The sequence below is a fragment of the Pontibacter deserti genome (genome assembly GCF_023630255.1).
GTDB lineage: Bacteria > Bacteroidota > Bacteroidia > Cytophagales > Hymenobacteraceae > Pontibacter > Pontibacter deserti.
The window spans coordinates 1,852,775-1,865,849 of record NZ_JALPRS010000001.1 but is presented as its reverse complement, the minus strand read 5'-3'; the positions used below and the strand labels follow the sequence as shown (position 1 = coordinate 1,865,849).

The following is a 13,075-nucleotide window of genomic DNA, read 5'->3' as shown; positions in this document are numbered from 1 at the left end:
AAATTACAAGGAGAGCTCCGGCATTTATACTTCGGTTATTGCCTAAATGCATCTTTATAAGCCTGCTGCTCACGATAAGCATCAAACTCCATATCCTCAATCGCTTTTAAAGTATAGCTGTTGTCGGCTTTTATGCTTTGGCGCAGGTGTGTGGTCAGCATTTGTTCGTTTTTGGTGCGGGCAGCAATTACAGCTAAGCTATAGTTTGCCAATGCATCGTTAGGTTGCAGTTCCAGCGCCTTGTTATAGAATTCCTGTGCGCCTTCGTAGTTTTCTTTCAGCAGGTAGCTCAGGCCCAGGTTCATTTGTGTCTGGTAGCTGTTACCGGAATATTTCAGGCTCTCAATGGCATCATCAAACTGACCAATTTCAATTTCTAAAGCAGCTTTGTCGGCAAAAATACGTTTGAGCTCTTCGGGGTTGCCACCTAGTTTAATAGCATAATCATAATACTGCAGGGCTTCCAGTTTATCGCCGCGTACATGGTAGGCACTTGCCAAACTATAGTATACCGGCGCAGTTGGGTTTCGGAAACCAGCGTAGGTCAGGTTGTGAATAGCCTTTGCCAGTAGGGCCTGCTTTGCTTTGGTGCGATATTCTTTGCGGGCCATCTCAACGTATACTTTGCCCAGGTTATGGTAGGCAGGCCATTTGTTGGTGGTTTTTACCGCTGCTTCATAGATCTGTTTTTTCTCAGCCAGAAGTGGCGTAAGTGTAGCCGCGTGCTGTAATTCCTGTTCGGTAAGGGCATCGGCAGGCGCCTTTTCTTCGGCAATTTGTTTAGCCAGCAGGTATAGTTGGTAATCAGCTTTTTTGTCGCGGCTATAGTTGATAGTTACCTCAGCAAAGCGCAGGGCAGGGTACACGTATAGTTGCAGGTACTCGTTAGCTTCGGTTTTCTGCAGGGCTTCGTTTTTCTCTTTGTCTGATAACTTACTGTTGGCTATAGTTGTAACTTCCTGAATTACGGCTTTTGGCAGCGCGGAAGCTTTTATTTTGGTTACCAGTTGCTCCCAGGTGCTTTTAACAGGAAGTGTTTTTATAGTTACTTTCTTGTTGGTATAGTTCAGGATGTCCAGTTTGCTTCGGTAATAGCTCTCTAAGGCAGCCAGGCGCTTCTGTGCCATCTCTTTTGTTTCGTCCGGAGCCTGCGATGCAGTTATAGTTACCTCCTGCGTTTTTATATTATCCGCAATGTATTGATCCAGTACAGCCAGGTTAGAGCCCAGGTGGCTGCGCAGTTTGGCATTGTTCTCTTCAAAATAGAAAGTAAGTAAAGCAGGTTTGTCGGCTTCGCTGGCGTAGTTGTCCGGTATAAAAAGTATCTCGTTGTTGCGCACCATCAGCAGGGGGGTTGTTACCAGGCCGGTTGCTATCTGTTTTGGCTCGCTATACTTTACATCGTCCGTTTCTTTTTCAATGGCCATGCCCTGCACAAACAGCTTGCCTTTGTTCTTTTTGGGCGTGTAGGGGAAAGAGAATTGCTTAACTATAATTGGCCTGCCGTTCTCATATAAAAACTCCCCGAATTCAAAATTTAAAGCCCCGATCTGCTCGCGTTGCTGGTCGCCATACTCGTAGTATACATCCAGTTTGTACCTGTATCCGTCTTTAATAAGCTTGGGTGGCATGGCAGCTTTTATCTCAAATTCCACCAACTGGCCGTTAGCCACAAGAGGGGTAGGCTGCACTGTTATTTCCTGTTTTTTAGCCAGCCGTACCATTTTCTGCAAGGTGCAGCTGCTGGTAACAAGGCCTATCAGGAGAACATAAGGCAAAAGTGATAATGACTTTTTTTTATAACAAGGCATAGCTGCTTATAAAGTTTGTTCGTAGAAGTACATCAGGACCTTAATTTCGACGTTATAGGTTAACTATAGGCGGCGACAAATTTTGATGGAAAAAGTTAATACTATAATTTTATAGACCCAATTGGAAATGCTAATGAAACGAATCCAGTATTTTATAGAGTCTCAGGCTTTTGGCGTGTGCACGATGCTGGGCGAAAAGTTAGGCATCGCCAGCAGTAGCATTCGCCTGTCATTTATTTATGTGTCGTTCCTGACCATGGGCTCGCCGGTACTTATTTACCTGATGCTGGCCTTCTGGATGAACGTGCAAAAGAGTCTTCGTCGCGAGCGAAGCACCGTTTGGGATTTATAGTTCCTGCACGGTTCTTTTCTGCCTAACGAAATACGCCCACACAATACTGCCTTTGTAAACGCCGGTCATCCGGGCAAAATTGCCTTTGGGTTGTTGTGCCTTTCTGCGCTTGCGCCAGTAACTGCTGTTGCGCAACACATCGGCGTGCGCATCCAGCACGGCGCGTGCATCTGCTGTTTGCCCGGCCAGCACCATTCTAAAAGCTGCCAACCAATCCAGCAGAATTCTTAAAACTATAGTTGGTATCAGCTCCGAACCCGGCAGGTTTTTGTAAAGCAGCGCCAACCCGTTTCTAAAGTTAAGGTATGTTTTGCGCGGGTTCGATTTATGCAACGTGCCGCCACCCACATGAAATACCTGGCTGTGCCCGTTATACATGATCTTATACCCGGCATTTTTGGCGCGCCAGCACAAGTCTATCTCTTCCATGTGCGCAAAAAAAGCGGGTTCAAGGCCGCCCAGTTTATGGTATAGTTCAGCACGCACAAACATACAGGCCCCGGTCGCCCAGAATATCTCCTGCACATCGTTGTACTGCTCCCGGTCTTCTTCCACGGTTTCAAACAGGCGGCCACGACAAAAGGGGTACCCCATGGTATCTATCAGGCCACCGGCGGCCCCGGCGTGCTCCAGAAAATCAGGGTGCTGCTGTGAGTTTATCTTTGGCTGAACAGCGGCTATAGTTTGGTCGGCATCCAGCATGGCTACTATAGGCTCTACCCAACCCGGCGTCACTTCCACATCCGAGTTCAGCAGCACATAATAATCGGCCTCTACCTGCTGCAGCGCCAGGTTATAGCCCTCGCAAAAGCCATAGTTTTGTGTGTGCCTGATGATGCGAACCTGCGGAAAATGCTGCTCCAGATAAAGTATAGAATCATCGGAAGAGGCATTGTCGGAAACTATAATTTCGCAGCCGGAGCTGTTTGCCAGCACCGACGGCAGAAATTGTTGCAGGTAGCGCTGCCCGTTCCAGTTAAGTATAACAATAGCCGTACGGCTGGTACTATAAGCCAAAGCTGCCGAGATCTAAACCTGGTATATTCGGTAAAAGACCGGAAGTATGTTTTTTCATTTCTTCCTGCGCACGCTCTGCAGCGGTCAGCATGGCATTGTTCACGGCTGCAACCACCAGGTCGTTTACCATTTCACGGTCGTTTGCATTCAGTATCGACTCGTCGATCTCGATCTTCAGGAGTTTGCGCTGTCCGTTTACCGTTGCCTTCACCAGTCCGGCGCCGGCTTCGGCAGATACAGTAATGTGTTGTAAGTTTTCTTGAGCTTCTTTCAGTTTGGCCTGGACTTCTTTCATCTTGCCCATCATGCCCATCATATCAAACATAGTTGTGTCTTTTTTGGGTGTTATTACAGTATTACTCGCTATAACGCATCCGCACATCAAATATACAGGCAAAATATCAGATTGCAGAAAAAGTATCAGAATTACTTGGCAGGGTATAAGTTTTGCCGAAGAACTTATGTGCAAAAGCCAGGCTACTCTTCCCTTACTCGTCCGACGGCTCTACCAATTCCTCTTTAAGCTTTACTAAGAAGCAGTGAAATTCTGAATCATGCTAAGTCCAAGTATAAATCATTATAGTATAAATGAGTTGGTATACGACTAACTGTTTCAATAACAAGTTGCCTGATGCAAGTGCTTAATTGTTTTATTATCAGAAGTATAGAACCGTGCTTTGTGCATGTACCGCTTTAACACTACAAAATTAAGAGCTATGAAACCAAATTTACAGTATTGCATTTCTAATTTAGAAAGGCTTTGGCTTTTACCAACATGGTTCCTTTTATTCTCCTTTTTGATTAATCCTTTAGTAACCTCTGCCCAGGAGGTAAAGCAGGAATGGGCGCGGCAATACATGGGCAGAGTAACTGGTGATATCCGACCTGTGCCTATACCGGATACCGACAGTACAAGTTCTATACATTTAGCTGTTGATGCTGATGGTAACAGTTTTGTAACAGCTATCAGTTTTGACTCTCTTTTTAACAGAGTACATATTGTAACTGCTAAATTCTCGCCGGCAGGTGAGGAGCTATGGGCTAACCACTATGTTAGTCCCTTCAGGGCAGAAGTTAATGGCATAGCAGTTGATTCGTCGGGTAATGTTTATATCGTCGGTTCAGATGATGCTGCTGGGTTTACCCGTGGGTCTTTGCTGGTAGTTAAATACAATGGATCGGATGGAACACAGCTTTGGGTAAAAACCCAGAGTCTATTTCCAGGTACCCGGGGGAGGAGAATTCTGGTTGATCAGAATGGAGATATACTTACTATTGGTTTTTCCCCAATAGGTTTTAGAATTTACTTTTTATCAAAATTCAGTAGTACGAATGGTGAGTTGCTCTGGACAAACAATATCACAGAATCAGGCATAAAGAATGACTTTGATAGTTTACTGAACTTCGAAGATTATGTACTGGATATCAATGGAGATGTGTACTTAACCGGAGCATTACATAATAGTGCATCAGGTATAGACAAGGATGTCTTAACTATAAAAATGAGTGGTGTGACTGGGGAACAAATATGGAGGCAGAACTTTGAAACACAACAGTTATACCGTATTATGGGTATTGCCCTTGATACATCAGGAGGTGTATATGTTTCTGCTAGTAATGCTGCTGGTTCTGCCGAAAGCATTCTGTTAAAGTATAATGCAGCAACTGGTGAGCAGTACTGGACCAGCAATCCTGTAGTTAGCGGAGACCCTGTTTCTGGTATAGCAAATCTTGTAGTTAGTAGCGCTGAAGAATTATTTAGTTCCGGTATTATAGGTGGCACTAATTATATATTAAAGTATAACACTGACACCGGCTCTATTATCTGGTCATCACCTCATAGCGGAACCATCTTTAAGCTGGACACAGATAAGACCAGAGATGTATATGCTATCAGTAATCATCCTCGACATATTTACACCCTCAGTAAATATGCTGCCTCAACGGGAGTAAACTTATGGGAACAAACAGGAAGCACTGCCCTTGGCTATAGTTACACAACCATTGATTTTGAAGTAAATGAGATTGGTGAAGTGGCTGTGGCTGGTCTGAGTACAGAAGTAAGCACTGGTCTAACAGGGGTTTTTATAGCAAAACACGAAACTGAAACCGGAACACAGCTTTGGCATGTAAGATTTGAAGATAGCCTGAATACAAATGACAGACCCACCTACCTCACCACTGATGGTGTTGGAAATATCTATGTGTCTGGCATGATTACGCCATTCATTGGAGGTAGTAGCAGACCAGTTACCGTTAAGTATTCCCCTGAAGGAGAAGAATTGTCAGATGATTTTCCGGGCTTAATAGAAGGAAGAAACGTTTTTGACGACGCAGGTGATTTGTATGTTCTTGGCACGAGGGTTGGCGGAGATGGGCGAACCGAACTAATGATACGAAAGGTTAGCGGAGATGATGCTTCTGTTATCTGGACAGTAATAAAAGGAGGTGGTTTCAATACACCACAATTCATCAAAGCTGATAATGAGGGTGGCATTTTTATTACAGGTACACTAGTACATCCGGCACAGCCAGGGCTAACTACTATCTTCCTGCAAAAGTATAACGCCGCTGATGGTACATTACTTTGGGAAGTAACATTCTCTGATTTTTTTACAGCAGCTGAGCTAAGCAGTATTGCTGATATAGAAGTTGATGCTGCTGGTGATATATATGTGGCAGGCGTAACAGCTCAGCCTATGGCGGCCATGCAAGATGTAGCTGTTATAAAATTAAGCGGAACAGATGGCAGCAGGCTGTGGAAGCAAGTATATAATAGTGGTGCTTCCGATAGAGTTAATGAATTAGCGGTTGATGAAGCAGATGGTGTTTATATTTTAGGCTTCACTGATGTTGACGATGAAACAAGAAAATTTTATATAGTAAAATACGATTCCCCTGATGGAAGCCAATTGCTGTACCAAGAACTGATTTTTAACGGTAGTCCTGTAATTGAGGCAAGCAGTTTAGTAGCTGATAACTTCGGGAATGTTTATTTGAGAGGCTCACAACTTAATGATCAGCTTGGTTCTAGTGAGCATGTTTTTAAGGTAAACACCATTGAGCCTATTGTAAGCAGGATAGGTGAAATACAAAGTACTATTGATTACATTTTAATTGATGGTATTGGAGGAGTTTATGTGCCAAACCTAATTAATGGAGATATCAGAGTTACTAAGTATAGCACCGACGATGGAAGCAAAGTTTGGGAAATTATAGCTGATACTGATGCAGACAGGCCATTGTTTACTTTAGATAAAGATAATAATGTAATTATAGCGGGAGCAGTTCTTAATCAGATTTCTGGGTTTGACTTCCTGGCGATCAAATACAGCCAAGAATCGGGAGAGGGAGAGCCATGTTATTTGCCCCTAACCGTGCAGCTGAGTCTGCCGCCACATGCAGTGCAGGCAGGGGAGACGGTGCTTTCCACGGCCCGCTTCGGCGGCTACATCTTAGGCGATGTCCATAACATCCGCTGGGTGTGGGGCGATAACACTGCGCCGGTGGAAGCGTACTTTGCCACCGGCGACGACCACATCACCGGCGAGCACAAGTATGAGCAGGCCGGCATCTACCGCGTGAGCCTGGACTTTAGCGAAAGCTGCCTGGTGCCTGAAAGCTATGATTTCGAAGAATGGGTGGTGATTTATGATCCAGGCGCAGGCTCGGTGACAGGTGGTGGCCAGATCAATTCTCCGCAAGCTGCTTTCCCTTGGATGAGCCAACAACTTAACGCCCAGTACAGCCTCAACATCAAGTATAACAAAGCCACCGACACCACTCCGCAAGGCCAGATGCAGCTGAACTTAAGACAGCAGGGCGTATTCAGAAGCAGCAATATTGAATGGCTGGTGGTAAGCGGCGACCAGGCTGTGTGGCAAGGTACAGGTACGTTGAGCGGCAAGGGCAACTATGGCTTTATTGCTTCGGGCAGAGATGCGGGCGGTACCGGGACGGATGATACAGGCGATCAGCTGCGCATCCGCATCTGGGATTTGAATGCCGGCAACACCGTGGTGTATGACAACTTCCAGGCAGCCGGAGACATCTATGACATGAGCACTGCTGCGCCAAACATTGCCCGTGGCCAGATCATTATTCATGGAGCAGGGGTGGCAGCTAAACAAACAGCTAAAGTAAACAACGTAACTGGCAAGCAGGCGGCATTTTACAATTACCCGAACATATTTACAGACAAGACAACGATTACTTTCTCACTGGAACAGGCTGGCAACTATACGCTTGAAGTGTATGATATGAAGGGAAAACTAGTTAAGACGCTAAGTACAGGCAGAGCAGAAGCTGGTAGAAATTATAGTTATGAGCTGGATGGTTCAGAACTTCAGAAAGGAATTTATATAGCCAGATTAATAGGAGATAAAGGGTCGTATAGTATAAAGATGGTGCTGCAACGGTAACTAAAGAATACAATCAGAAAAGGGAGTCGTGATGGGCTCCCTTTTTACTTTTATCTTAGCAAGGTTACTGTACCGGTACGGCGTTTAGTGGTGCCATCCTGTAAATTTACCACTACTTCGTAAGCATATACTCCTGCAGGTTGCAGTTTACCATTGTATACACCATCCCAGCCAGTAGTGCGGTCGTCAGAAGTATAAACTACCTGGCCGGCACCATTCATAATCCGGATGGTAAATTTTTCGAAGCGTTTTCCTTTAACTTCAAATACATCATTCAGCCCGTCGCCGTTTGGCGTGAATGCACTTGGGATAAACAGGGCCAGTTCCAGCTTTATAGTTTCGGTATTGGAGTAAGTTACCATACCTGCACTGGAGGTAGCTTTTATACGATAACGGAATACCTGTTCCTGAAGATCGGCCAGCTGATCTGTGTAAGAATTACCGGTTACAATTATACTTCTGGTCACGTTGCTGTTTTCATCCAGTACTTCTAACAAATAAGTTGTTTTACCACTTGTAAAGCCGGTATAATTGGTCCAGGTGAGAACAGCATTGTCATCCGGGTTAAGTTTGGCAGTAAGTATAACCGGGCAGTTGGGCGCACTGGCTACCGAAGTTTTATCGCAGGGATTTATATAAGAAGCGCGGTAGCAAACAGGTGTAAGCGTATTCAGTTTATCTGTAATGGAAGTTTGCTGGGTTGTAGCAATGTCTTTAAAAGCTGCGCCATTTATACTTCGCTGGTAAGTTGCCGATTTTATACTTTGCCCGTTGGGTAATTGCAGGGCGATTTCTACCTCATTCTGCAGGTTAAAAGAAGTTAACAAAGTAGCAGCTGGAGGCGTGGCCGAAGAAGTAACAGTAATGCAGCTTTGTGCCGTTACAGCAGTGGCCTTGCCATCGGTAGTTATACCTTTCACCTCATAGCAATTGTTCTGCCCGCAACTCACATCAGTATCTGTATAAGTTGAAATACCACCTCCGAAAGATTTCAGTAAAACGCCGTTGCGGTACAGGTCATATTGCTGAAAAAAACCGGCTATACTTTGCCAGCTTATAGTTACCTGTTCGTTTCCGCCGGAGGTAGCAAGTATAAGAATAGCCGCTTTGTTAGAGGAAGGCAAAACGGTGCCACATGCATCAGTAGCTTCTAGCCGGTATTCCGTTTTTACTGTAGTGTTGGTATTGTTTAAAGTATAGCTGGTTTGATTCTGAGCTATAGTTGTTACTGTTTTAAAGCTGGTTTCGGTTTCCTGCTTACTTTTTAAAGTATAAGTATAGCCAGCTAACAAGTTGCTGAATGTAAAATCGATAGTACCGGTAGCGGCATCCTGTTTCTGTACTTTAAGCGTGTTTATGACCGGAGGAGTATAAACAGGCAATTCGTTTATGGTTTGAATGGCAGCGGGAGAAGTACAGAAACCACCAATATATTTTCCTGTTACTGTTACTGTATAAGGGCCTTTCTGCGTGTAGGTATGCGAAACCGGGCTTCCGACATCCTTTTTAAGAACTATGGCACTGGTTCCATCACCGAAACTGACGTTATAAAAGTCGTACTGTGTGTCTGTGATGTTGATGAGAAACGTTTTGTTGGCGCAGGCGGTAGTTGTGAAAGTTGGTGTAGGAGTGGCAACTACTTCAAAAGTTTGCTCAAACTGGTCTGTAATGCCGTTCAGGTTGCCTAGCTGGGTAACAGTTACCGGGCCGGGTTGTGTGAAAGTATAATACTTCTGTTTTGCTTCAGCTGTGGTAAAGTCAAGACCATTACTTTTATCATAGTCATAATATTCTTTATCGGCATCCACACCGGCACAGTCGCGAAACGTGATGCGCTCTCCCACACAGAACTTTGTTACTTCCCTGCCCAGCCTGTCATACGCTTTAAAGCACCTGTTCTGGGCATTTGCAGCAAAGCCTACCAGCAGAAAAACCAGAAACAGGAACAGATGCTTTTTCAAGGCAATATTAGTTGAAACAGTTGATGTACGAATTTACCTAAAATCGCAGAAGTATAAAGTATAAAACCAAAACGGCTACACTTTTTGTAAAGTATAGCCGCTCTCTAGTTGATTGAAACTTTAGAACCCTATTAATCCTTTAATCCTGCAAGCCCTGTTTCAGACCTTATATTTTCTCAGGAAGTTAATGCTCTTCACAATATCGTCGTGTAGCACACGGTCTGTAGACACAAATGGCACAGTTTCGCGGAATGAAGTATAAAGTTGCTCCAGCACCGTAGAAGTTCTCAATGGTCTGCGGAAATCTATCGCCTGAGCAGCGTGCATCAGTTCTATACCCAATACGCGTTCCAGGTTCTGCACCACCTGGTATAGTTTGGTAGCAGCATTGGCACCCATACTTACGTGGTCTTCCTGCCCGTTAGATGACGGAATGGTATCAATAGAAGCTGGCGTACAAAGTTGTTTGTTCTGGCTTACGATGGATGCGGCTGTGTACTGTGTGATCATAAAGCCGGAGTTCAAGCCAGGCTCGGCAACTAAAAAATCAGGCAACCCACGCGTTCCGGAAATCAGCAAATAACTGCGGCGTTCAGAAATACTACCAAGTTCTGCCAGTGCGATCGCCATAAAATCCAGCGCCAGCGCCAATGGCTGCCCGTGGAAATTACCGCCTGAAATGATCTCGTCTTCGTCGGGGAAGATGTTCGGGTTATCGGTTACGGAGTTAATCTCGGTCAGGAAAACGTCTTCGGCGTAGCGCAGCGCATCTTTGCTGGCACCATGCACCTGCGGGATGCAACGGAACGAATACGGGTCCTGTACATGCACCTTATCCTGAACTATAAGCTCGCTTCCTTCCAGTAAATTTCTGAATGTCTCAGCGGTTTGCAGCTGCCCTTTATGCGGACGAACTTTATGGATGAGTTCATTAAAAGGCTCAATACGGCCATCAAAACCATCCAGCGAAAGTGCACCGATAAGGTCAGCCTGTGCAGATAAACGACGAGCTTGTAGCAGGTTGTACACGCCGTATGCGCTCATAAACTGTGTGCCGTTCAGCAGGGCCAGTCCTTCTTTTGCTTTCAGGGCAATCGGTTCCCAGCTAAACATCTCCAGCACGTGGCGGCTTTCGAGTTTATAACCCTGGTAATGTACTTCGCCTAAGCCAATCAGCGGCAGACAAAGGTGCGCCAACGGAGCCAAGTCGCCGCTGGCACCCAAAGAGCCTTGCTGGTAAACTATAGGGTAAATGTCTCGGTTATAGAAATCAATCAGTCTTTTTACAGTTTGCACCTGCACACCACTATGCCCATACGCCAGCGACTGCACTTTTAGCAGCAACATCAGCTTCACCACTTCCTGCGGTACTTCCTGCCCCGTGCCACATGCATGCGACATCATCAGGTTGCGCTGCAGCTGCTCCAGGTCGTGGTTCGAGATCTTGTTTTTATACAGCGAGCCAAAACCGGTATTGATGCCGTAAATGCTGCGGTCGTTCTGCTTCATTTTGTTCTGCAGGTAGTCGTAGCATTTCTGTATGCGCTGCTCAGCATCTGCAGATAAAGCTAAACTATAGTTGCCGGAAATGATCTCCTGTATGCGCTCCAGGCTCAGGTGCTCGCCGGAGATGTGGTGTACGTTGCTCATGTTAGGCTATTTCTTTCAGCTGGGCAATGATGTCGTCGATGTATAGTTCGTCCTGTTCGCCGGTCTGCATGTCGCGGAGCTTTAGCTTGCCGCTTGCCATTTCTTCGGAGCCAACCAGCAGCACGAACGGTATGTTTTTCTGATCAGCGTAACCCATCTGCTTTTTCAGTTTTGCAGCTTCCGGGTATAGTTCCGACGAGATGCCGGCATCGCGGAGTTTCTGCAGCAACGGCAGCGCGTATAGTTCCGACTCTTTATCAAACTGAACGATAAGTACCTTTGTGCTCAGCTGCGCGCTTACCGGGAACAGATCCAGTTCTTCCAGCACATCGTAAATGCGGTCCACGCCAAACGAGAAGCCCACACCCGATACGCCCGGCAAACCGAACATGCCTGTCAGGTTATCGTAACGGCCACCACCGCTGATGCTGCCCATGCTCACGTTGTTTACCTTCACTTCGAAAATGCAACCGGTGTAGTAGGAGAGGCCACGGGCAAGCGTTACATCCAGTTGCAGGCGTGGGTTACCCGATGGGTTTGCTGTTGTTAACGCATTGCTGCCCAGGTTATCGAGGTAAGTCCATACATCATTCAGGTCCTTCAGGCCGCGCTTGCCTTCTTCGGTGTTGCCCAATATAGTTTGTAGTTGCTGCAGCAGTTCCTGGTTGTTGCCTTCCAACGTATAAAGAGGCTCGAGTTTACTAACTGCATCTGCCGAAATGCCACGCTCCAGCAGCTCTTTGCGCACACCTTCCTTACCTATTTTATCCAGCTTATCTATGGCCACGCAAATGTCGCCTTCACGGCCTTTTTCGCCGATGGCTTCGGCTATACCTGCCAGCACACCACGATGGTTTATTTTTATCGTGAAATCTGTCAGGCCTAGCGTTGTCAGTACTTCGTCGATCATCTGCACAATTTCGGCTTCGCAAAGCAAGGAGTTAGTGCCTACCACGTCGGCATCGCACTGGTAAAACTCGCGGTAACGGCCTTTCTGCGGACGGTCGGCACGCCATACCGGCTGAATCTGGTAACGCTTGAACGGGAAGGTGATCTCGTTACGGTTCATTACCACGAAACGGGCAAAGGGCACGGTAAGGTCGTAACGCAGTGCTTTTTCGGATATCTTACGGATCAGGTGTTTCGAGCCCTGCTCAATATCGGCAGGGGTGGTTTTGCCCAGGTAATCGCCGGAGTTCAGGATCTTAAAGATCAGCTGGTCGCCTTCGTCGCCGTACTTGCCGGTCAGCACCGACAGTTGTTCCATAGCCGGGGTTTCGAGGGGCAGGTAGCCAAACTTCTCGAAGGTGCGGCGGATGATGCTGAAAATATAGTTACGCTTAACGACCACAGCCGGGCCAAAATCGCGGGTTCCTTTCGGTATACTTGGTTTCTCTTTGCTCATGCTTACTACTTTGCCGGCGAAGTTACTAAGTTATGCCCATAAAAGACACGGGAAAGTGGCAGTTTATAGTTTATAGCGAAGTTACCCGTGTTATTACCCGCTTACATTCGCGTTATAACGCGGCTATTCATAAACCTCTAACAGCTTTTAATGGCAGTTTTATAGTTTGCAAAGCCCGATTTTCTTTAGGTGAGAGCAAAATTATGAAAGCAGTTAGCTTTTATTTGGGCAGGATTCAGAAAAGCTAATCCAGAAGTATAGCAAAATTTGAATACTTTACTTAACTTGTTGTATGGTTGTACTAGCAGAATAATGTGAAATATAGCTGTTAATAAAATAAAAACCACCTTCGCACATAGTGCAGATAAGCGTATGTTTTCGTTTATCCAGTAGTTGGCACAAATTGAAAGTAACAAAAAGCAGAAAATGCCAAGTCACAAGCCATTAAGAAGTGTATC

General features: G+C 45.8%; 8 protein-coding genes. 2 read left to right on the top strand and 6 right to left on the bottom strand.

Going from position 1 to position 13,075, the window contains the following annotated elements; translation table 11 throughout:
• Positions 1-35 precede the first annotated feature (35 nt).
• Positions 36-1,811 (bottom strand): tetratricopeptide repeat protein, encoded by a 1,776-nt coding sequence (locus MJ612_RS08025; RefSeq protein WP_187032981.1) that lies wholly within the window; start codon positions 1,809-1,811, stop codon positions 36-38.
• 133 nt (positions 1,812-1,944) lie between these two features.
• On the opposite strand from MJ612_RS08025, the gene MJ612_RS08020 reads away from it, so the two are divergent.
• A complete protein-coding gene (locus MJ612_RS08020) occupies positions 1,945-2,163 on the top strand; it encodes a PspC domain-containing protein (protein ID WP_162426921.1) in 219 nt (72 codons plus the stop codon).
• Here the strand turns inward: MJ612_RS08020 and MJ612_RS08015 are convergent.
• Positions 2,158-3,180: a glycosyltransferase family 2 protein gene (locus tag MJ612_RS08015; protein WP_187032980.1), complete on the bottom strand. Its 1,023-nt coding sequence runs from the start codon at positions 3,178-3,180 to the stop codon at positions 2,158-2,160. The two genes, MJ612_RS08020 and MJ612_RS08015, sit on opposite strands and share 6 nt — an antisense overlap.
• Complete coding sequence (locus MJ612_RS08010; protein WP_187032979.1) at positions 3,170-3,505, bottom strand: YbaB/EbfC family nucleoid-associated protein; 336 nt, start codon at positions 3,503-3,505, stop codon at positions 3,170-3,172. Before MJ612_RS08010 ends, MJ612_RS08015 begins: the two co-directional genes overlap by 11 nt.
• A gap of 472 nt (positions 3,506-3,977) precedes the next feature.
• Here MJ612_RS08010 and MJ612_RS08005 point away from each other — a divergent pair, with 472 nt between their 5' ends.
• Complete coding sequence (locus MJ612_RS08005) at positions 3,978-7,601, top strand: outer membrane protein assembly factor BamB family protein (protein WP_187032978.1); 3,624 nt, start codon at positions 3,978-3,980, stop codon at positions 7,599-7,601.
• Positions 7,602-7,651: 50 nt separating this feature from the next.
• Here MJ612_RS08005 and MJ612_RS08000 read toward each other — a convergent pair whose 3' ends face one another.
• The 3 genes from MJ612_RS08000 to hisS form a co-directional block, all read right to left on the bottom strand.
• Positions 7,652-9,562, bottom strand: a complete 1,911-nt coding sequence (locus MJ612_RS08000) for a T9SS type B sorting domain-containing protein (RefSeq protein ID WP_187032977.1) — start codon at positions 9,560-9,562, stop codon at positions 7,652-7,654.
• A gap of 159 nt (positions 9,563-9,721) precedes the next feature.
• Positions 9,722-11,212: a histidine ammonia-lyase gene (gene hutH, locus MJ612_RS07995; RefSeq protein WP_187032976.1), complete on the bottom strand. Its 1,491-nt coding sequence runs from the start codon at positions 11,210-11,212 to the stop codon at positions 9,722-9,724.
• A gap of 1 nt (position 11,213) precedes the next feature.
• Positions 11,214-12,617, bottom strand: a complete 1,404-nt coding sequence (hisS, locus tag MJ612_RS07990; protein WP_187032975.1) for a histidine--tRNA ligase — start codon at positions 12,615-12,617, stop codon at positions 11,214-11,216.
• Positions 12,618-13,075 lie beyond the last annotated feature (458 nt).

Bases quoted from the DNA above. Each gene is read 5' to 3' on its own strand.
- MJ612_RS08025 (WP_187032981.1), bottom strand. From the start codon at position 1,811: ATGCCTTGTTATAAAAAAAAGTCATTATCACTTTTGCCTTATGTTCTC.
- MJ612_RS08020 (WP_162426921.1), top strand. From the start codon at position 1,945: ATGAAACGAATCCAGTATTTTATAGAGTCTCAGGCTTTTGGCGTGTGC.
- MJ612_RS08010 (WP_187032979.1), bottom strand. From the start codon at position 3,505: ATGTTTGATATGATGGGCATGATGGGCAAGATGAAAGAAGTCCAGGCC.
- hutH (WP_187032976.1), bottom strand. From the start codon at position 11,212: ATGAGCAACGTACACCACATCTCCGGCGAGCACCTGAGCCTGGAGCGC.
- hisS (WP_187032975.1), bottom strand. From the start codon at position 12,617: ATGAGCAAAGAGAAACCAAGTATACCGAAAGGAACCCGCGATTTTGGC.